19 protein-coding genes are annotated in these 20,639 nt (G+C 32.1%); 6 read left to right on the top strand and 13 right to left on the bottom strand.

Features of this window, described 5'->3' with window-relative positions:
• Positions 1-91: 91 nt before the first annotated feature.
• On the top strand, positions 92-1,300 hold the full coding sequence (hflX, locus tag F0000_RS08270; protein WP_149624245.1) for a GTPase HflX: 1,209 nt from the start codon (positions 92-94) through the stop codon (positions 1,298-1,300).
• 14 nt (positions 1,301-1,314) lie between these two features.
• Here the strand turns inward: hflX and F0000_RS08265 are convergent, their stop codons facing one another.
• Positions 1,315-2,382, bottom strand: a complete 1,068-nt coding sequence (locus F0000_RS08265; protein ID WP_255452672.1) for a DUF3078 domain-containing protein — start codon at positions 2,380-2,382, stop codon at positions 1,315-1,317.
• Between the two features lie 159 nt (positions 2,383-2,541).
• On the opposite strand from F0000_RS08265, the gene F0000_RS08260 reads away from it, so the two are divergent.
• A complete protein-coding gene (locus F0000_RS08260; RefSeq protein WP_149624244.1) occupies positions 2,542-2,940 on the top strand; it encodes an N-acetyltransferase in 399 nt (132 codons plus the stop codon).
• Positions 2,941-3,271: 331 nt separating this feature from the next.
• Here the strand turns inward: F0000_RS08260 and F0000_RS08255 are convergent, their stop codons facing one another.
• From F0000_RS08255 to F0000_RS08225, 7 genes are all read right to left on the bottom strand, one after another.
• The gene (locus F0000_RS08255) at positions 3,272-4,234 is read right to left on the bottom strand and encodes a DUF3078 domain-containing protein (RefSeq protein ID WP_149624243.1); all 963 of its coding nucleotides are present in this window, start codon (positions 4,232-4,234) and stop codon (positions 3,272-3,274) included.
• A 161-nt stretch (positions 4,235-4,395) separates the two neighbouring features.
• Positions 4,396-4,905 (bottom strand): DUF2480 family protein, encoded by a 510-nt coding sequence (locus F0000_RS08250; RefSeq protein ID WP_149624242.1) that lies wholly within the window; start codon positions 4,903-4,905, stop codon positions 4,396-4,398.
• Between the two features lie 24 nt (positions 4,906-4,929).
• Positions 4,930-5,256: a DUF59 domain-containing protein gene (locus F0000_RS08245; protein WP_149624241.1), complete on the bottom strand. Its 327-nt coding sequence runs from the start codon at positions 5,254-5,256 to the stop codon at positions 4,930-4,932.
• Positions 5,257-5,302: 46 nt separating this feature from the next.
• Positions 5,303-5,725: a SufE family protein gene (locus F0000_RS08240; RefSeq protein WP_149624240.1), complete on the bottom strand. Its 423-nt coding sequence runs from the start codon at positions 5,723-5,725 to the stop codon at positions 5,303-5,305.
• Positions 5,726-5,765: 40 nt separating this feature from the next.
• Positions 5,766-6,461, bottom strand: a complete 696-nt coding sequence (locus F0000_RS08235; protein WP_223148885.1) for a DUF4377 domain-containing protein — start codon at positions 6,459-6,461, stop codon at positions 5,766-5,768.
• A 233-nt stretch (positions 6,462-6,694) separates the two neighbouring features.
• A complete protein-coding gene (locus F0000_RS08230; protein ID WP_149624238.1) occupies positions 6,695-7,699 on the bottom strand; it encodes a zinc metalloprotease in 1,005 nt (334 codons plus the stop codon).
• Positions 7,700-7,903: 204 nt separating this feature from the next.
• A complete protein-coding gene (locus tag F0000_RS08225; RefSeq protein WP_149624302.1) occupies positions 7,904-9,118 on the bottom strand; it encodes an aminotransferase class V-fold PLP-dependent enzyme in 1,215 nt (404 codons plus the stop codon).
• Between the two features lie 273 nt (positions 9,119-9,391).
• Between F0000_RS08225 and F0000_RS08220 the strand changes: the two genes are divergently transcribed.
• Both F0000_RS08220 and F0000_RS08215 read left to right on the top strand, forming a co-directional pair.
• Entirely contained in the window at positions 9,392-10,750 is a 1,359-nt protein-coding gene (locus F0000_RS08220; RefSeq protein ID WP_149624237.1) for a serine hydrolase, read from the top strand.
• A 127-nt stretch (positions 10,751-10,877) separates the two neighbouring features.
• Positions 10,878-11,336: a hypothetical protein gene (locus F0000_RS08215; protein ID WP_149624236.1), complete on the top strand. Its 459-nt coding sequence runs from the start codon at positions 10,878-10,880 to the stop codon at positions 11,334-11,336.
• Between the two features lie 888 nt (positions 11,337-12,224).
• On the opposite strand, the gene F0000_RS08210 is transcribed toward F0000_RS08215, so the two are convergent.
• The 3 genes from F0000_RS08210 to F0000_RS08200 all read right to left on the bottom strand — a co-directional run bounded on the left by F0000_RS08210 (position 12,225) and on the right by F0000_RS08200 (position 15,840).
• Entirely contained in the window at positions 12,225-12,689 is a 465-nt protein-coding gene (locus tag F0000_RS08210; protein WP_149624235.1) for a hypothetical protein, read from the bottom strand.
• Positions 12,690-13,274: 585 nt separating this feature from the next.
• Entirely contained in the window at positions 13,275-14,810 is a 1,536-nt protein-coding gene (locus tag F0000_RS08205; protein WP_149624234.1) for a glycine--tRNA ligase, read from the bottom strand.
• 145 nt (positions 14,811-14,955) lie between these two features.
• Entirely contained in the window at positions 14,956-15,840 is an 885-nt protein-coding gene (locus F0000_RS08200) for a hypothetical protein (RefSeq protein WP_255452671.1), read from the bottom strand.
• An 82-nt stretch (positions 15,841-15,922) separates the two neighbouring features.
• On the opposite strand from F0000_RS08200, the gene F0000_RS08195 reads away from it, so the two are divergent.
• Positions 15,923-16,603 (top strand): ComF family protein, encoded by a 681-nt coding sequence (locus F0000_RS08195; protein WP_149624232.1) that lies wholly within the window; start codon positions 15,923-15,925, stop codon positions 16,601-16,603.
• Positions 16,604-16,664: 61 nt separating this feature from the next.
• Positions 16,665-18,278, top strand: coding sequence for an Ig-like domain-containing protein (locus F0000_RS08190; RefSeq protein ID WP_149624231.1), 1,614 nt, complete (start codon positions 16,665-16,667; stop codon positions 18,276-18,278).
• On the opposite strand, the gene F0000_RS08185 is transcribed toward F0000_RS08190, so the two are convergent.
• The gene (locus F0000_RS08185) at positions 18,270-19,058 is read right to left on the bottom strand and encodes an amidohydrolase (RefSeq protein WP_149624230.1); all 789 of its coding nucleotides are present in this window, start codon (positions 19,056-19,058) and stop codon (positions 18,270-18,272) included. The genes F0000_RS08190 and F0000_RS08185 overlap by 9 nt on opposite strands.
• A gap of 113 nt (positions 19,059-19,171) precedes the next feature.
• Entirely contained in the window at positions 19,172-20,410 is a 1,239-nt protein-coding gene (locus F0000_RS08180) for an outer membrane beta-barrel protein (RefSeq protein WP_149624229.1), read from the bottom strand.
• Positions 20,411-20,639: the final 229 nt, after the last annotated feature.

Below are 20,639 nucleotides of genomic sequence, written 5' to 3'. Positions count from 1 at the left end.
AAATGTAAATAATAGGTTATTTTGAAAACCGTTTAGTATAATAAGAATAGAAATATCTTTAAGATATGATAGCAAGGAAACAGTTTTATTGATGATAGAAAAAGAAGAAACAATATACGAGAAGACAATTTTGATAGGAATCATTACTAAAAATCAGGATGCAGATACGTTGAATGAATTTCTAGACGAATTAGAATTTCTTACATACACAGCAGGTGGTGAAGTAGTAAAACGTTTTACTCAAAAAATGGAAATACCTAATTCCAAAACTTTTATCGGATCCGGTAAAATGGAGGAAGTATTAACCTATGTAGAACAGCACGATATTGGTACAGTTGTTTTTGATGATGAACTAACACCCGCACAGCAACGTAATATAGAGCGCATTCTGAAAGCAAAGATTATAGACCGTACGAATTTAATTCTGGATATTTTTGCGCAACGTGCTCAGACAAGTTATGCCAGAACGCAGGTAGAACTAGCGCAATATCAATACTTATTACCTCGATTAACCGGATTATGGACACACTTAGAACGTCAACGTGGTGGTATTGGTATGCGTGGTCCCGGAGAAACAGAAATTGAGACGGATAGACGGATCGTAAGAGATCGTATTTCTTTATTAAAAAAGAAATTACTCACCATAGATAAACAAATGGCTACTCAGCGAGGTAATCGTGGTAAACTGATTCGTGTGGCACTTGTAGGCTACACAAATGTAGGCAAGTCGACACTGATGAACGTAATTGCCAAAAGTGATGTTTTTGCAGAAAATAAGCTTTTTGCTACCTTAGATACAACAGTAAGAAAGGTAGTTATTGGCAACCTTCCTTTTTTATTAAGTGACACTGTAGGGTTTATCAGAAAATTACCGACACAATTGGTAGAGAGTTTTAAAAGCACCTTAGATGAGGTACGAGAAGCTGACTTACTGTTGCACGTAGTCGATATTTCTCATCCTCAGTTTGAAGATCATATTGATTCTGTTAATAAGATTCTCGACGAGATTGATAGTGTAGATAAGCCTACCATCATGGTCTTTAACAAAATTGATGCATATAAACATGAAACTATAGAAGAGGACGACCTGATTACAGAAAAAACCAAAGCACATTATACACTCGAAGAATGGAAACAGACCTGGATGAGTAAAATAGGTGACAGCGCATTATTTATTTCTGCTATCAACAAACAAAATATGGATATGTTTAGAAAAAGAGTTTATCAGGAAGTTAGAGAAATTCATGTAACCCGTTTTCCTTATAATAACTTTTTGTATCCTGAGTTTGTAGAAGAATAAATTGCAATCAGAGATCAAAACTCATAATTGAGTCCCAAACCAATTACTTCACGTATCTGGAAACCGCTGGTTGCATTATCATCATAGATTGCCTGAAAGACAAAACTTCCTGAGATATACTTATTTACGATCAGGTTTAGGTTTAGAGTATAGTCTATATCTATATTTGCCGGATCTTCTATATAATTAGAATACAGATTCAGGATATTCTCGATGGTCACCTTCTTAACTACTTCAAACTTTGTATAAGCAGCCAGAGATCCACCAAACTCAAATCTCGAGCTTTTTCCTGCATCTACTCCAAAATAATCACCATCCACATAATCAGGAGTGGTCGTAAACTGATCGTCTACAAATATCATACGAGAAGTTACCGGAGCAATATTAAAATTAAAATTATCGCTTTTTTTCCATAAAATCCCTGGTCCTATTTGCACAAAAGCAGGAGAAAAAAAATGAGTTTCTTCTGTACGGATCGTTTCATCTGTATCAGGATCTTTGGTAAATCGATATCCTTTAGCAAATTGTGATCTGAAATTCACAAATAATGAGTAGTTCCAAAAAGTATTTCCGATTCGTTCTCCCAATCTGGAATTAAATTCTATGCGATCATTTGTTTTACGGGCAAAACTTTCTCCTTTTAAAAAAGTGATCCCATAGTCTGCTATAATTTTATTATCCCAGGTAAGGCTCTTTCGTTTATAATTAAACTCATAATTAAGTGCCGTATTTCCTGCTATATTAGAAGTTCCTCCTCCCTGCCAGTCAAAATTAAATGCGGATTGATTAAAGAGTAATGAGAATTTACCTATTCGATTCCAACCTTCTTTGGGTACTTTTGATTTTTTAGGAGTGATTTTTTTTAACACTTCTTTTAAAACCTTAACATTTAAATCATTAGGCGTATTTTTTAAAAGACTATCTAAGGTATGAACTAACTGTAACTGGATAGAATCAGATTCCTTTGTTTTGTTTTCTTCCTGTCCATAGGTTTTTATTACACAAATAAATGAGAATATCAAAAAACCTATTTTTTTCATAGACATATCATAATTAGCAGGATACAAATATAAAGTAAGCATATAATTTTTTCAAACGTAATTAAATCATTACGATTTGGTTAATTTTTAAACATACGTTGGTCAAACATTTAGAAAAACTTGTATTTTTTCAGATTGTTACAAATAGGATGATAAAATTATGCTAAACACATAATATAACTACAGAAAAATAATAAAAACATGGATATTTCACTAATCAAAGCAAGAAATGAGGATAAGGAATTCTTGCTTTTTTTAAGAAAATCTACTATGGTACCGCATCTGGAAAAAGCAGATCTTTATTTATCAGATGAAGAACATATATCCAGAGTGGAGATCTATTTTGATAAATCATTTGTTATCAGTTATCAAGAAGAAAATATTGGTTTATTAAAATATATAGAGACTGAGAAGATTATGACTATTTTACAGATCCAGATACTTCTGCAATATCAAGGTAAAGGAATAGCATCTTATATATTGAATCAATTAATAACTAAAGCAAAAAAATTAGAGAAAGAGATACATCTAAAAGTTTTAAAAGAAAATCCAGCTAGATATTTATATGAAAGATTAGGTTTTAATACGATTTGTGATTAAAAAATTCGTATAAATTCATTGAATTATTTTTTCTTTATGCAAGGCAAAAAAATCAAGCATAGCTATAGCTACGGTTTATTTTTTAAACGAAGTAGAAAGGGAAAAGAAACGATGAATATGCGAAATTTTTAGTTATAAATCGTATAATACTATTGATGAAGATTTATATGAATGTCATATGCAATTTAATCCCAGAAAAAGAAAGACCGTCTCAAAATAAGTAAGACGGTCTTTTGTATATTCTACCATTTCTGATGTAAAACTACCTGTTAAAATTTGCTCTTTGTATTTTAATTTTAAAACAAGAAATGGTCTAACAAATTTTCTATTTCTAGAACGAATAACTTAATCCGATATTCCAGAAAGATTGTAATTCATTATCTGTATTTTCCAGTGTACGCTCCATAGTTGGAGGAGGAACTAACAATGCATCTTGAGCCAGAACATAATTAAACGCTTCCTGCTTGTTGCCCCTAAGCCCAAAATCAAATCCTACACCAATGGCTTTCCATAACGTATATGAAAAAGAATTGGTCCAGGTCCAGTTAGAATAATCTGGATCTTCATAACTTAAGAATGCCGATACGTTTGTCTTAAAATTAATAGCGCCAATTTTACGAGTATAATCTGCTACAATTTTTGCTCCTAAGGAAGATTCATATTCTGCAGAACCTTTACTGAATACAAAATTGTAGTTCAGAGGGTGAACAACAACAACAAGATCTTTTACCGGAGTCCAGGTAATACCCACACCAAAATCCAGATAACCAGGATCATTAAAATTGTTTAATATCGTAGTCCTGTATTCTGCCAATGTAGAAACAGCTAATGTTTTTGTTAATTTATATCCAAATAAAGATGTTATATTAAATACATCTGTTGCTTCTCTAAAATCATTATCATCTACTACCGGGATATCATCATCATTATCTTTATCATCCAGTTTGATCCAGGCAAGGTTTACATTAGCACTATTTCTCCAAAAATATTTTTCTTGTAATAAATTAGCATATGCATTGACTGTAACCCCTATAGTTCCGGCAGAGTTATTAGGAATCTCTTGTGCAAACCAATTATTGAACCCGGAAATACTTCCACCAATTGTACCAAAAGCACCTATTTTCCAACCTGGAATAGCGTCTATCTGTGCTTGTATGGCATCTACTCTACCTTGTATCGCTGCTATAGAGTCTTTTTTTACTGTTTGATCTTTTTTTAGTTCTTCTACTGTTTGTGCAGTTAAAGAAGTCACTCCCAAAAATAAGGTTGTTACTAAAACTAATTTCTTAATCATTTTATTAGGTTTAAATTGTTTGTTTATGTCTGAATATTATAGCGTTTCAGACTTTAAAGAATTTTGTGCAAATCTAAGCTAATCAATATTTGAAGAATAGTAAAGCATTTCTATTCTTTAATTTTTTTTCGACAAACAACGAATTTAAACGATAAAACGAATTATTTTCTTTTATATAAAGGAACCGAGGAACAGGCTTCTCCATACATAATACTTTTGGCAACGGGTTGTAGCTTTTGTATGAGTTCTATATATGCACTTTCTGGAACTGGTTTGGTAGTGCATCCTTTTATGATTAATAATTTATCCTGATACTCAGAAATATCTAATCTATCAATAATACTGCTATACAAAATTGTTTCTAAATTCTCTAAAGAACCCACTGCCACTTTTTTTACAAATGGAATCAATGAACTAGTCAATAAAAGATATGCCCAACCAGGGATGATTGCATCTGTAGAACACGTTAAAGCAACGTATGAATCTTTATATTGACTCCAATCATGTGCTGAGACAAGTTCTCTAAAATCTTTTTCACGTAATATGAAGCCTTCAAAAAGCCAGTCTTTGATATCAAATACTACTCGATTTCCTTCTGGATAGTATTCTTCCAGATCAAATGAAATTAAATTTTTATTACTTGCTACCCTATTAATAATTTCTTCAGCCATGATTTTAATTAAAAAGTATTATGCTTACAGCATTCCCAATTCCAACTTAGCTTCTTCACTCATCAGGTCTTGCGTCCAGGTAGGCTCAAAGGTAAGTTCTAACTCTACATCATTTACTGCATCCAGAGATTTTACTTTTTCCTTTACTTCTTCTGGTAATGACTCTGCTACAGGGCAATTAGGTGAAGTAAGTGTCATTAGGATTTTTACATCATAATCTTCATTGACAAATACATCATATATTAGTCCTAATTCATATATATCAACGGGAATCTCTGGATCATAAATCGTTTTAAGAACTCTTACAATCTTTTCTCCCAATTCTGTGGTATCAATATCTATTTCGCTCATGATTTTTATTTTTGCTGGCTTCTATCGGTTTAGCCTGATAAGAATATTAATTAAGTTGCGTTTGGTATGCAATTGCATACATCTTTAACTGTTTAATCATACTGACCAATCCATTGGCTCTTGTAGGTGAGAGATGTTCTTTTAAACCAATTTGGTCAATAAAATCTGTATCTGCATCTATAATATCTTTAGGATGTTGTCCAGAAAAAACACGAATTAAGATAGCAATAATTCCTTTAGTAATAATAGCATCACTATCTGCGGTAAACGCTATCTTATCATCATCCATCTGCGCATGAACCCACACTTTGCTCTGGCAACCTTTTATAATATTCTCGTCAATTTTATATTTCTCATCAATTAACGGCAGGGATTTACCAAGCTCAATCATATATTCATATCGTTGCATCCAGTCATCAAACATGCTAAACTCATCAACAATCTCTTCCTGAAGTTCTCGTATCGACATATACTTACAATTTTTCACAAAAATACAATAACAAATGGTGCTATTCAATACTTTCTGACAATGATAGTATTTGATTTACTAATAGTTTTATTTCATCCGGTGGGTCACCATGATCAAAATTAGCAGATATGTATGTTTTGTTTCCTGAAGTAACCTTTAAAATCGCGTGGGCAGCTCCATCAAAAAATCGTTTCTCGCCAGGAGCTTTTAACTTGCTTAACTCAGTCAATTCTATGTCTTCTGCAAGGGAAAGAAGGGTATTCCAATCACTTTTACTACAGTCTTTGGATACCTTATTATTAAGGTTTCTATCTTTAAATGATGTTATGGTATTTTTATCGATTTTAGCTTTAAAAAAATAACCTCTCGACAATGCCTCATATTCAAATTCCAGATCATTTTGCTTCTCAGAAGTATTTTGGGCGATGGATTGATTTTTTTGTTTAGAAATTACTTTTATCAATTTATATTGCAATGATGAGCCATCTTCTAGTGGGTTTTTGATACTACTTATAGAAACTTTAATCTTATACTTATATCCTTCTTCATATTCAAAACCTTCTATCTGGTCATAAAAGAATTGCCATTCGGCTTCTGGACTCTCTCTTACTAACAAACATTTTTGAGGACCAACTCCCTGACAATCTTTCATCTGAGATGCTATATATATCGTTTTGGTCTCCTGACAAGAAGAATACAGGAAAATGAAACTGAGAATCATAAAAATCTTACTCATTATATTTTTTAAGTCTTAAAATTTAATCCAGAATTTATAAAAATCAAAAATAGCTAAAACCAGGGCATTTTAGTATGAAACAATATAGTTTCCTGGTATCTCATAAAATTACTTCTTCTTATAAAGGATATACTACAATCAATTAAGAAATCTAAACACCAAAAAAGTAAGTGATCTATAATGATATAAATACTATGCTCCAAAAACACAACAAGCCTCTATATATTAATAACTTATCCTTGATTTTTACAAAAGCCTTTTCTAGGTCCGTTTTCTGCAAATACAGCTTTCATCCTTTCTACCTGTCCTTTGGTAAACATATACATACAGGCATCATCTACATAATCCATATAATTCATGGTCATGTCATTAGAATCACAATGCATTGTGGGGTAATTAGGACATCCATAGTTTGGGGTGCCTGATATAGGGGTATCATCTACAAAATCATCCTTGGTGCAATTACCATCTCCCCAGATATGTCGTAAATTAAGCCAATGACCGACCTCATGAGTGCCTGTTCTTCCTTTATTAAAAGGAGCTTGTGCAGATCCTTCTGTACCAAAATATTGTGAAGATATTACCACACCATCAGTATTAATATTATCTCCTGGAAATTGTGCATACCCCAAAATTCCGCCACCAATAGTACAGACCCAAATATTAAGATGATTTCTGGGCTCTATTGCATTAGAACCACCATTAGAGGTGAATTTCATTTGATCATTTGTTCCCCAGGAAGCTCTTTTTGAAGATATCCTTAATATTCTGTCAAGCTTAAAATTAAGTTTTATATCTGATGCGACATCCAGAAATTCTTCGGGCACCTGATTACTATCTGTATTTGTTTTGTTAAAATCCTGATTGAGTACATCAATTTGCGACTGAATTTGGGCATCACTAATATTTTCCACTTCATTATTGTAAATTACGTGAACCACTACAGGAATAAAGATAGGATGCAAATCATCAATTTTTCCAGATCTCAGGCCTTCAATATATGCCTGACATCTATTTTCGATTCCCTCTATTCTTGATCGCATGCTAGGAATTCTCGACAGGTGTTTTTCAAAAAGCTCCATGGTATAACATTTTCTGATAGAATCTTTTTGTACCCTTGTTAAAGATTCTGTTGTAATTTGAGGATCGGCACTTTCTTTTTTATAGTGTGTATGCCCTGGTAATAGTATCATTGACACCGCAGAAAGTAAGATGACAGATAGTATTTTTTGCTTCATGATATTAGATTCTAAGATGTGGTAAAGCAGCATCCGTTTTATTGTAGAACGTGAATAAAAGAAGTTTGTTATATCCTTTATAATAAAGAACATGCATTTTAGAATAGTCCTTCTATACGCTGTTATCTATTACCGACAAAAAGAGAATACCGTTTTACCTATGAGAGATAAATAGGTCTTAACTTTTTACTGAAGTGATGGATACTATGAAAGCATCATTTTGGCTTTTTTTACTGATGCTACCAGGATGTCTATTTCTTCTTTGGTATTATAAAAAGAAAATGATGCTCGTATGGTTCCTGGAATTTTATAAAAATCCATAATAGGTTGTGCGCAATGATGCCCTGTACGAACTGCCACTCCTAATTTGTCTACAATCGAACCTACATCATAGGGATGAATATCGCCTAAATTAAAAGAAATAACAGAAGTTTTATTTTTTGAAGTACCATATATTCTCAGACCATCGATTGCCAATAGTTTCTCGGTTCCGTAGTTCAGTAATTCTTGCTCATAGCCAGCAATAGAATCAAAACCAATACTGTTCATATAATCAAGTGCTACACCAAAAGCAATACCTCCACAGATATTAGGAGTTCCTGCTTCAAACTTGTGAGGAAGCCCTGCATAGGTAGTTTTTTCAAAAGTTACCTGATCTATCATTTCACCACCACCCTGATAAGGAGGAAGTTTATTCAGCCAATCTTCTTTTCCATATAATACACCAACTCCTGTGGGTCCGCATAATTTATGAGCAGAAGCTACATAAAAATCTACATCAAGTGCTTGTACATCCGGTTTTATGTGTGGACATGATTGGGCGCCATCAATCAATACAGCTGCTCCGGTTTTATGTGCTTTTTCTATAATCTCTTCAATAGGATTGACAGTTCCCAAAGCATTAGAGATATGATTGGTAAATACTAATTTAGTCTTGTCAGAAAGCAATTGATCATACACCTCCATAAGTAATTCTCCTTCCTGATTCATAGGAATTACCTTTAATATAGCACCTGTCTTTTCGCACAACATCTGCCAGGGAACTATATTAGAATGATGTTCTAAAGCAGAAACAATAATCTCATCACCTTGCGAAAGCAAGTTAGCAAAACCCGTAGCTACAATATTGATACTGTGTGTAGCTCCCGTAGTTAGAATAATTTCATGCGAATTTGCCGCATTAAAGTGCTGTTGTACCTTTTTGCGTGCAAGCTCATAAGCATCTGTAGCTTCCTGAGACAATGTGTGTACTCCTCGATGAATATTAGCATTATAATTACTATAATAATCTACTATCGCATCAATTACCACCTGTGGAGTCTGAGAGGTTGCCGCATTATCAAAATATACTAAAGGATTTCCATGTACTTTTCGTTTAAGAATAGGAAAATCCTCTCTTATTTTCTGAACATCTAACATATTAATTTCTTTATACAAAAATAGTAATACCAATCTTTATAAATGTTTACTGAGAAAGAAAAATCATTTTTTTATTTCTTTTAGAAGAATACCACATCTCAGGATACCTTTTAGTATTGAACAATGGCTAAAATAATTCTTTCATTCTCCTCAAATACCTAGGGACAAACACAGACATTTAACTCTCGATTATCGCGTAAATTTTATAACAATAGATATGATTTATTTTATATGATATTGTTTATTTTTAAAAAAGATTTAACTCTTGATACCATGAAACGATTTAAAAAATTTTTAGGATATACATTCATAGGATGCGTAGCCCTTATTCTTATTGCAATTTTTTGGAACTATCCTAAACTAACGATACTCTCTGGCTATTCTGCTAAGAATATGGCTTCATCTGTTTTTATTGGTAACCGAAGTATTGAGTTTACAGACACTTATGACAATAGTTTTTCTCCAGTTCATCTGGCAGATGATGAGGTGGATATAAATAAAAAAACTGCGATTGCCTCGGTTTTTGGTTTACACGAAAGAAAGGCTGTTTATAGAGAAGGGCTGGGAAGTGTACTCATAAATGAAAATTTTGATATTAATGCGACGTACCCTAAACCAAACAGAAATAGAAATAAAAGTAAACGTAACCTTCCTTTTCCTTATGGAGACCTGGCACAGAAAGACACCATTTTTAGCACGGTAGATTATGACAAAATCAATACGGCAGTTATTTCAATTTTTGATAAAACAGGTGAAAACATTCAAAAAACAAGAGCAGTACTGGTAATCCATAAAGATCAAATAATCGCTGAGAAATATGCCAATGGATTTGACCAAAATTCCAAATTGTTAGGGTGGTCGATGACCAAGAGCGTACTAGCTACTATATATGGAGTATTACAAAAACAAGGAAAGATTGATATTCATCAAAAAGCACCAATAGATGAATGGCAAAATGATGAAAGGAGAGAGATTACTATTCACAATTTATTGCAAATGAATTGTGGATTAGCGTGGGAAGAAGATTATGGAACTATCTCTGACGTAACAAAAATGTTATATGTTGACGAAGACATGACACTTCCTCAAATTCATAAAACGGCAATTCATAAGCCAAATGAATACTGGTATTATTCTTCTGGTGTTTCTAATTTACTCTCCGGAATACTGCGAAAGCGTATGGATAGCTATCAGGAATATTTGGATTTTCCATATCGTGAATTTATAGATAAAATAGGAATGTCATCTATGCTTATTGAAACAGATATGGCAGGTAATTATATAGGTTCATCCTATGGCTGGGCAACGGTAAGAGATTGGGCAAAGTTCGGATTGTTATACCTACATAAAGGAAATTGGAATGGGGAACAAATTTTTAATGCTGATTGGGTTGATTATGTAACAACACCAAGCCCCACATCTAATGGAGATTATGGGGGTCATTTTTGGCTCAATGCTGGAGGTTTTTATCCAGATGCACCCATAGATATGTTTTCTGCAAATGGATTTCAGGGACAACGGGTGTTTATTATTCCTTCTAAGGATCTGGTCATTGTTCGTTTTGGATTAATCGGTGATGCCGGAGTAGATTTTAACTTTTTTCTAAAACAAATTACTACTGCTATCAAATAAATAATCTATATTATATCTTTTTAGGTCTAATTTTTTAGTAAAACAAAGGTAGGGTAAAAAATAAAATGAGCGTTATACTAGAGTCTAGACGTAAACATTTTAATTATAAACTAAACCTTAGAAAATTATGAAAACTCTAAAATTTAGCCTATTCACCCTACTTATGGCTGTACTTTTTGTTTCTTGTGAGAAAGAAGAAGAAGCAATCAATCCTCAACAGGACAAAGATCAAGCTATTGCCGAAATGGAAAATTTATTCGAGACGAGAGCTAATAACGAAGAAGAACCCGGAAACCCAAGACCAATTGATTGCTCTGTTTTTGATGGTGTAAATGAATTTAAATTCTTCGGATTTACTTTTGCTGGTGTTAGAACACTTTCTATTAGAGATATTGATCATTCTAATATAAATGCTGTAAAATGGACCATTGACGGAGAAAGAGTTACTCCAAGAACAGGTAGAATTCTTTTGTTAAATGAGCATCTTACCCAAGCCGCTACTGTAGAAGTGTGCTATAGTGCCGTTTCTCCTACTTGTGGAGTTCTTCAAGATTGCGCTACCATTAATTTTGTTCCAAAAAATTAGATTATTCTCAAAAAAAAAATTAATATCTAGCTATATTACTATTGAACTCATTTAGCCAATTGAAAAAGTCTAAATGAGTTCATTGATATAGCAATAGCTTATGAAAAAACAGCTACCAAAATGAGCAAAAAAAGCGATATATTATTTGTTAGGCATATAGGGCTTGATATTCTGGTAAATAACATATCGTATTGACAAATACAGAAGTTTGCTGTTTTACGTGTGATATTGGTAATCTCTCGTTTTAAAATACTCAAATAAAGTACAATTTACTTTGAAATATAGGCGAAAAAGAGTGAACTTTACTACGTAATACCATCCTAAGTTAGCATCTACTTAAACTTATGTAAAAAATAAAGTAGTTAGAGCTTGTTTAAAAACCTTAACTTCCTGAAAACAAATATTTTAAGAACCGTGAACTTACTTCAAATAATTAAAATATCTCGATATTCTCATCATTTGAAGTGTCCTCAGAACCCAAACTATTGATTTTCAATTTGTATTCTTTTTAAACATACTCTTATACGATTTATAACTAAAAATTTCGCATATTCATCGTTTCTTTTTCCTTTCTACTTCGTTTAAAAAATAAACCGTAGCTATAGCTATGCTTGATTTTTTTGCCTTGTATAAAGAAAAAATAATTCAATGAATTTATACGAATTTTTTAATCACAAATCGTATAAGGTACAATACCGCGTAAACATAAATTTGTTATTCATACCCAGTAAACCGTTGTATATTATATGTCAGTATTTGTACTTATTATATATCGATTCTGCTCTAAAATACTAAAACAAAAAAGAGATGGAGAGTGAAATCATATTAACTCTCTATCTCTTTCTAATTTAATATTGTAAAATAATTAATTTTTTATTCTTTTTTAATTTAAAGACAAAGAACAGTATGAAGAAAATCTGGACAATAAAATCGAAAACAACGAGGGACAATACCAACTGGATAAACGTTACAGCAACCATGTTTACCTGTAAAACAATTAGGATCCACAATTTTTTTCCTTTGATCATTACCATTGGAAACTATGATGTCATCGTATAATCCATAAAAAGCATTCCCGATAGCATTCAATTCTAGTTCGGTTCGATTTTTGTATTTGTCCATCGTATCAAGATACAATGATGATAAGTTCTCCCCTGCTTTTGAAATTTCCATTTCATATATTTTTTCCATTTTGGCATATAGATTATCGTCACTATTAATTTGATCGATTATTTCATTAATAGAAAGAGGTGCTTCTTCATTATCTGACTGAGCTTTTTCACAAGAAAAAAGTAAAACAGACAAGAAGAAGGCAAAAAAAGGTAAATACAGATTCTTTTTTAAAATTTTCATAGTTTTTGGTTTTAAGATTAACAACCTATTCGATTTTTTTTTATAATTATCTATTTTTAAAAAACCGAATAAGTTTTTGAAATATTTAAGGTTTCTTAATATAAAAACAATTAAAAAAGAAAATACCCTACCTATTTTAACATTTTATTTTATGACTATCTGATTTCTTTCATAAATTAGAACTAATCCTTATGCTATTTTTTAGAGATTTTTACACCTACGAAGATTCAATATTATAGACCTATTGTTGTTTTAATACAATTTACAACTAAAAATTTCGCATATTCATCGTTTCTTTTTCCTTTCTACTTCGTTTAAAAAATAAACCGTAGCTATAGCTATGCTTGATTTTTTTGCCTTGCATAAAGAAAAAATAATTCAATGAATTTATACGAATTTTTTAATCACAAATCGTATAATTTACTAGAATACAAAGTCACAGCTTAGACTATAATTTAACAAAAAGAGACTATCTTTTCAAACAGTCTCTTTTTTTATATATTGGAGTGGTTTAAACTTTTTTCCATGCGATATGTCCAGAACATACGTTGTTTTAAACATATATCTTCAAAGAATCATGCATGTCTATTTTAACCAGTTTTCTGCCTCAACCTTTTCTGAAATAATTGATTTTAGCTCAGAAATCAGAATTCGTTTTTGTTCCATAGTATCTCTATCTCGTATCGTTACAGTTTGATCGTTTAATGTATCATGATCTACTGTGATACAAAACGGAGTACCATTAGCATCTTGCCTTCTATAACGACGGCCTATTGCATCTTTTTCGTCATAGATAACATTAAATTTCCATTTTAAATCATTTACTATTTTTTGTGCTACCTCTGGCAATCCATCTTTTTTAACCAATGGCAAAATTGCAGCTTTAACCGGTGCTACGACAGCTGGTAATTTGAGTAAAACCCTGCTAGAGCCGTCTTCTAATTTTTCTTCCTGCAATGCGGTAGAAAACACAGCCAAAAACATTCTATCCAGGCCTACCGAAGTCTCTACGACATAGGGCACATAACTTTCTTTAAGCTCAGGGTCAAAAAACTGTAGTTTTTTTCCAGAATGTTCTTCATGAGCCTTTAAATCAAAATCAGTCCTGGAATGAATTCCTTCTAATTCTTTAAATCCAAACGGAAAATTAAATTCAATATCCGCAGCTGCATTGGCATAATGCGCTAACTTATCGTGATCATGAAATCTATAATTTTCTTCTCCCAGTCCCAGCGATAAATGCCAGTTAAGACGTGTTTCTTTCCAGTATTCATACCATTTCATTTCTTCTCCTGGGCGCACAAAAAACTGCATCTCCATCTGTTCAAATTCACGCATTCTAAAAATAAACTGTCGCGCGACGATCTCATTTCTAAAAGCTTTACCTGTTTGAGCAATTCCAAATGGAATTTTCATGCGCCCCGTTTTTTGGACATTCAGGAAATTAACAAAAATTCCTTGTGCAGTTTCTGGTCTTAAAAATAAATCAGTAGCAGACTCTGCAGAAGCTCCCAATTTTGTTCCGAACATAAGGTTAAACTGTCTTACATCGGTCCAGTTTTTGGATCCGGTCTCAGGATCAGCAATTCCCAGTTCTTCTATCAAAGCTTTTACATCTGCAAGATCTTCTTCTCCTAAAGATTTTGCCATTCTTTTTAGCACGGCATCTTTTTCGGACAAATATTTTATGACTCTTGGATTGGTCGCTACAAACTGATCTTCATCAAAAGAATCTCCAAAACGTTTTTTTGCTTTAGTGATCTCTTTTTGTGCTTTTTGATATAATTTTTCTGCATAATCTTCTAATAACACATCGGCTCTATATCTTCTCTTTGAATCTTTATTATCAATAAGCGGATCATTAAAAGCATCTACATGGCCTGAAGCTTTCCAGGTAGTTGGGTGCATAAATATCGCTGCATCCAGACCTACTATATTCTGATGCATATACACCATACTTTTCCACCAATATTCTCGTATATTCTTTTTAAGCTCTGCTCCATTTTGTCCATAATCATAGACTGCACTTAATCCATCATAGATTTCACTAGAACCAAAAATATACCCATACTCTTTAGCGTGGGCAATAACTTTTTTAAATTTATCTTCTTGATTTGCCATGCCGCAAAAATAACTGAATTTACATGAATTGAAAACGAATTTATTCAATTAATAATTTATCTTCGTAATTTCTGACAAAAATGACAAAACCACCTGGTTTTTATAAAAACTAGGTGGTTTTATTATTCTATACTTCTGTAAAAGTTTACTTTAATTCAAACTGGGTATTATCTATCATTCTTGGTCCAGAGAATAGATTTACAATATAGTTACCCTTTACTAGCTCTCCGTCTTCGGCATCTACCAATACGCAAACATCTAGTGCATCATTTTCATAGAATACCTTATTACGTCCGCTATACGTTAGTACTGCATCATCATTAAAATTTATAGCAACTTTGTCACCAATTAAATTATTTTCTGGATTGATAACCTGAACAAATAGGTCTTTATCTCCTTTTTCGGTTAATTTATTAGGAGAAAGTGTAAAACATATTCTTACTTTTTCTGCTCTATTAGCTCTAGAAGTAGTTGTAATCTTACCACTATTACGTACACGTACACCTTCTGCCTTTATATTAGCAGCAGTAAGTGCAGAACCTCTTTCTACGATCTCAGCCAACTTATCATTTTGAGTTCTTAATGAATCAGAGAATATGATTCTTTCTGTCAGAGCTGTTGATGTGCTATCTAAATCGGTAGCAAGTTGCGCATTTGCTGTAGTTAAACTATCTGCCAATCTAAATAATCTTTCACGTTCTTTTTTTAGTCTCCCAACCTGTTTTCTATATCTGATAATTAAAGCAACATTGGCTTCATAATCTTCTAAACTATCTAATAATACAACTACCCGTTGCTTTTCTTTAAGCAAATGATCATCCATCACTTCATTTAATGCAATTGCATTATCATATTTAGTGATCAATTCGCCTAATTCGCTTTCAATTAGATCCTTTTCTTGTTGCAATTGTGCTTTTTCTCTCTTTTCTTCGTTGTAGAATTTATACGTGAAGATCCCCAGAATTAATAATAGAGCTCCAAGAACACCAATTAGTATTTTAAGGGTCAAGTTATTGTTTTGAGTTGTCATAATAAATTTCTAATTTTTTTTGATGGTTACTTTAAAATAGTAAATTTAGTTAAATATAGTAATTAATGTTAATTCACCTAATATGATAAGCGATCTTGCTTATTTATTTTATCCTATATATTGTGCTGCTTGTAACGGTCCTCTATATAAGAACGAAAGGATGCTGTGTACTTCTTGCAGACACAAGCTTCCTTTAGGTAATTTCCATAAGGTTAACGCTAAAAAGATCGAAAAAGTATTTTATGGGCGCTCCAAAATACAAAACGCGACCTCGTTATTCGTGTTTGAGAAGGAGGGATTAGTACAAAATTTAATCCATAATCTTAAGTATAGAGGACAGCAAGAAATAGGAAAAGAGCTAGGGATTTGGCTAGGAGAAGAACTAACTCAATCTATTGAATACAAAGGTATTGATGCCGTAATTCCAGTTCCATTACATCCCAGACGATTACGGGAGAGAGGATTCAATCAGGTAGAGAAATTTGGACAGGAAATTGCTAAAAAATTAGATGCAGAATATATTGATATAGTATTGAAAAAAAATTCCTACAATAAAAAACAATCAAAAAATAGGGGATTTACTCGCTGGATTAACACCTCTGAAACATTTGGATCTCAAAATGAGTCTTTATTAGAAAACAAACATATTTTGATAGTGGATGACATTATTACCACAGGTGCTACTTTAGAAGCTTGCATCAATACACTTAAGTCAATTCAAGGTATCAAAATCAGTATTGCAACAATGGCCATTACAGCCTAGATTTTTTGTTTGTTATAAATAGTCGTTTCTTTGTGTTTTTAAAAAAAATTGTTACGGAACTATGTATAAAAGATCCTATACGTTATTACTTACTGCACTCCTTTTTTTACTAATTATTAGTTGTGCTAAAAAAGGTACTATAACTGGTGGTGAAAAAGATGAAATCCCACCAAAATTTATAAAAGCTTTGCCTCCTAATTTTTCTACTAATTTTAATAGAAAAGAGATACGTATCTATTTTGATGAATACATCAAATTAGAGGATCCGCAAAAACAGATAATTATCTCCCCTCCAATGGATCCTAAACCTTCTATTACACCTAGTGGAGGTGCCAGTAAATACATCAAAGTAGAATTTTTAGACACCCTGCTTGAAAACACAACCTATAGCATTAATTTTGGAGAAAGTGTAGTTGATAATAATGAAGGAAACGCTACACCATTTTTTAAGTATGTTTTTTCTACTGGAGCTAATCTTGATTCCCTTACCATAAGAGGAACTGTCAAAGATGCTCTGGAAAAAAAACCTGACCCATTTATAACAGTAGCCTTATATGAAATTAATGAGGAGTATTCAGATTCTTTGGTTTTTGAAGAAGTGCCGAGATACATAACCAGTACCTTAGATAGTGTTGGTTTTAATCTTGACAATCTAAAAGAAGGAAAATATAAATTGATAGCACTAAAAGATGCTGCTGCTAATTATACATATCAGCCAAAACAGGATAAAATTGGGTTTTATGAAGAAATTATAAACTTACCTGCTGATACTGCAAAGGTTTTCTCTATTGATTTGTTCAAAGAAGTACTAAAATTCAAAGCATTAAGACCAAAACAACTATCTAAAAACGAATTTATCTTTGGCTACGAAGGTCGAGTTGATTCTATGAAAATCAATATACTAAGCAAAACCCCTTCGGACTACCAAACCAGAATTTTTAGAGACAAAGAAAAAGACACCCTTCATTATTGGTTTAAACCTTTTTTTGAAGCTGACTCTTTGATTTTTGAAATTACAAATTCTAATAATTATAAAGATACATTGGTAGCCCGATTTAAAGATCAATTTAAAGATTCTCTTCAACTAACCACAAATTCGAGAGGTAGTCTGAAATTAAACGAAGACTTTTCTATCTTATCAAATACGCCTTTAGAAAATATAGATGAAAAATTAATTTCTTTGACAGATAAAGACACTGTGGATGTTCCCTTTTCTGTTACATTGGATAAAAAGGAGAATCAAGCGATTTTTTCTTTCGAAAAAACTGAGGAAAATTCATATAATATGCAACTACTCCCAGAAGCGATAAAAGATTTTATAGGGAATGTAAACGACACTATTACTTTCAATTTTAGAACAAAAAAAATTGCAGAGTATGGTACAATATTTCTTACTGTACAAAATGTAAAAAAATACCCTATACTAGTTCAGTTGACTAATGAAAAAGGAGAGTTTATCACAGAAAAGATTGCAACAAACGAAGAGACTATTATTTTTGAATATCTAAACCCGGGAAAATATAATATTCGAGTCATTTTTGACGAAAACGGCAATGGTGTATGGGATACAGGAAATTTCTTAAATAATATTCAGGCAGAAAAAGTATCGTACTACCCAGACCTAATTGATGTACGTGCAAACTGGGAATTAAAACAAACCTTTATCCTAGAGTAATCTAAAAGTATCCGCATCCTGAAGAAAAGGTAGCTTTTTTCTTGTATCCAAAATATGTGCCTTTTCTAATTTGGTATATAAAATCATTTCCTTTTCTATAGGATTTTCTTCTATGAGGATTGAATCACCTAACACATCGTAAACTCCAGAATGCCCGTTATATTCATACCCCTTACCATCTAATCCTACTCTATTTACGCCTATACAATAACACATGTTCTCAATAGCTCTGGCTTTCAATAAAACATCCCAGGCCTGTATTCTCGGTTTTGGCCAACTTGCTACATATAACAATACGTCATACTCAGAGGTGTTTCTAGCCCATACGGGAAATCTAAGATCATAGCAGATCTGTGGTTTGATTTTCCATCCTCTATACTCTATAATTACTTCTTCTTGTCCTGCTGCAAATACATTTTGTTCTTTTGCTAACGTAAATAATTGATGCTTGTCATATTGTTGGATTGTACCATTAGGTGTTACAAAAAGAAACCGATTATAATATTTTTCCTTTTCCTCTATAATAATGCTTCCGGCAATAGCGCAATCTTTTTCCTGAGACATTTTAAGAAGCCAATGTACCGTTTCTCCTTCCATTGTTTCAGAAACATCAGCAGCATTCATAGTAAATCCAGTAGTAAACATTTCTGGCAGAATGATAAGGTCGACACTGCAATCTATAGTGTTCATCTTTTGCGCAAAAACTTCTCTGTTTTGTATTGGGTTTTCCCAGGAAAGATGAGACTGGATCAATGCAATACTTAAGATGGTCGTATTCATAAGCTAAAAATAATGAGATATTATAGAAATGCAAAAAAAGTAACAACATTCTATATTGGTAGAATTCTGTTACTTTTAAGAACTCTCAAGAAAATAGTATTATTTGCTGAATTTTAAAATAAAGTATACCCTAGATTTAATGACAGTGAACTATAATCAGAAGACCAATTAGTGAATTTTGCTAATATGTTACGTTTAAATTCATACTGAAGTTTGGCACTATATTTACCCTTAAACTTATATCCAACTCCCAGAGCTATATTACCAAATGTGCTGGCAGATCCAAAATCTAAATCACTGATATCAGCTCTTTCATCTTCAAAATCTAAGCTTGACCTAAATCTAAGATCTGCCATCAACAATCCGACATCTACAAACAGCAAAGATCCTTCTTTCAAAAAGAAATAATGTCGCAACCCTACGGGCAACTCAATAGAAGTATAATCTACAGTTACATTAGTTTCTATGGTTAATAAAGAAGATTGAAAATAGGTAATAAATTTCTCTGCACTATATGATTGATACGTAGGCTCCATAAAAACAGACCATTTATTATTGTTAAAAGGTAGAACATATTCAAGCTCTATACCTAATTTAAAATTAGTTTTACTTCCAAAATCAATATCTCTTAAGTCATTATTCTTATTATCAATAGATAATGATGAAAACTTAACCCCAGGATTAATTGTCAGATTAAAAACATCTTTTTTTGTTTGTTCTTGTGTATTGCTATAGGCAGGATCAATACAGCGATTATATTTTTCAAAATATTTAATGAGACTATTTCTCCTGTAATCTAAGTTTTCTACATAGTTCATGGTAATTTCCTGACATCTTACATTTGTCCATAACTGCTGTCGATATCGATTATTTCTTCCTCTATCATTACTAACTGTCCTATACGATTTATAGATTAGTTGCTTTGGATTTTCTTCTCCCATAGCATAAAAATATCTGTTTAAGTTACCATCTTCATAAGAAAACAATAGTGCATCACCGTTTACCAATACTTTTAAAAATAGCTGTTCTTTTTTAAATTCAGGTTCTATATTCACGCTTAACTTACTGATCGTTTCGCTGGATCTGTCTATATCTACTTTATATCTTTTGAATAATGACTGTCCTGTTATTTCAAATTCTTTTACCTCATGTATAGAAGCAGTTTTGGTTTCCTCTTCTAAAGATAATTTGTAAATAAAATCTACCGGATTATCTTTCCAATCTATATTCTTAATATAACATGCTGTTTTAGCCCCGTTATCTAGAACAAAATACCCTTTTTCAAATTTTATTTGTGAATACCCCAAAAAGATTGGTAAGGTTAAAAAGGTTAGTAGTAATTGTTTTCTCATTTTACTAGATATTAAAATTAATTTAAGTTAATTTTTCCCCACTAATGTAGTGCTTTAGAAATTAAACAGACAAATCCGTAATTAAATATGATTCAGCACTTCAGGGGACCTCTATTAATTGGTTTTTAAAAATATTCTATATCTATTCTGCTATATTTTTACTTTAAAAAATGATCGTTATTTTTTCATTTCAACTCGATTTTGTGTAAGTTATTGTTTTATAGCTACT

The sequence above is a fragment of the Aquimarina sp. RZ0 genome, assembly GCF_008370685.1.
In the GTDB taxonomy this organism is placed as follows: Bacteria; Bacteroidota; Bacteroidia; order Flavobacteriales; family Flavobacteriaceae; genus Aquimarina.
This window is presented reverse-complemented; position numbering and strand designations above follow the sequence as displayed.

Coding starts and splice junctions, on each gene's coding strand:
- F0000_RS08245 (WP_149624241.1), bottom strand. CDS start 5,256: ATGAGCGAAATAGATATTGATACCACAGAATTGGGAGAAAAGATTGTA.
- F0000_RS08220 (WP_149624237.1), top strand. CDS start 9,392: ATGAAACGATTTAAAAAATTTTTAGGATATACATTCATAGGATGCGTA.
- F0000_RS08230 (WP_149624238.1), bottom strand. CDS start 7,699: ATGAAGCAAAAAATACTATCTGTCATCTTACTTTCTGCGGTGTCAATG.
- hflX (WP_149624245.1), top strand. CDS start 92: ATGATAGAAAAAGAAGAAACAATATACGAGAAGACAATTTTGATAGGA.
- F0000_RS08255 (WP_149624243.1), bottom strand. CDS start 4,234: ATGATTAAGAAATTAGTTTTAGTAACAACCTTATTTTTGGGAGTGACT.
- F0000_RS08190 (WP_149624231.1), top strand. CDS start 16,665: ATGTATAAAAGATCCTATACGTTATTACTTACTGCACTCCTTTTTTTA.
- F0000_RS08200 (WP_255452671.1), bottom strand. CDS start 15,840: ATGACAACTCAAAACAATAACTTGACCCTTAAAATACTAATTGGTGTT.
- F0000_RS08215 (WP_149624236.1), top strand. CDS start 10,878: ATGAAAACTCTAAAATTTAGCCTATTCACCCTACTTATGGCTGTACTT.
- F0000_RS08225 (WP_149624302.1), bottom strand. CDS start 9,118: ATGTTAGATGTTCAGAAAATAAGAGAGGATTTTCCTATTCTTAAACGA.
- F0000_RS08250 (WP_149624242.1), bottom strand. CDS start 4,905: ATGGCTGAAGAAATTATTAATAGGGTAGCAAGTAATAAAAATTTAATT.
- F0000_RS08185 (WP_149624230.1), bottom strand. CDS start 19,058: ATGAATACGACCATCTTAAGTATTGCATTGATCCAGTCTCATCTTTCC.
- F0000_RS08265 (WP_255452672.1), bottom strand. CDS start 2,382: ATGCTTACTTTATATTTGTATCCTGCTAATTATGATATGTCTATGAAA.
- F0000_RS08205 (WP_149624234.1), bottom strand. CDS start 14,810: ATGGCAAATCAAGAAGATAAATTTAAAAAAGTTATTGCCCACGCTAAA.
- F0000_RS08235 (WP_223148885.1), bottom strand. CDS start 6,461: ATGAGTAAGATTTTTATGATTCTCAGTTTCATTTTCCTGTATTCTTCT.
- F0000_RS08180 (WP_149624229.1), bottom strand. CDS start 20,410: ATGAGAAAACAATTACTACTAACCTTTTTAACCTTACCAATCTTTTTG.
- F0000_RS08195 (WP_149624232.1), top strand. CDS start 15,923: ATGATAAGCGATCTTGCTTATTTATTTTATCCTATATATTGTGCTGCT.
- F0000_RS08210 (WP_149624235.1), bottom strand. CDS start 12,689: ATGAAAATTTTAAAAAAGAATCTGTATTTACCTTTTTTTGCCTTCTTC.
- F0000_RS08260 (WP_149624244.1), top strand. CDS start 2,542: ATGGATATTTCACTAATCAAAGCAAGAAATGAGGATAAGGAATTCTTG.
- F0000_RS08240 (WP_149624240.1), bottom strand. CDS start 5,725: ATGTCGATACGAGAACTTCAGGAAGAGATTGTTGATGAGTTTAGCATG.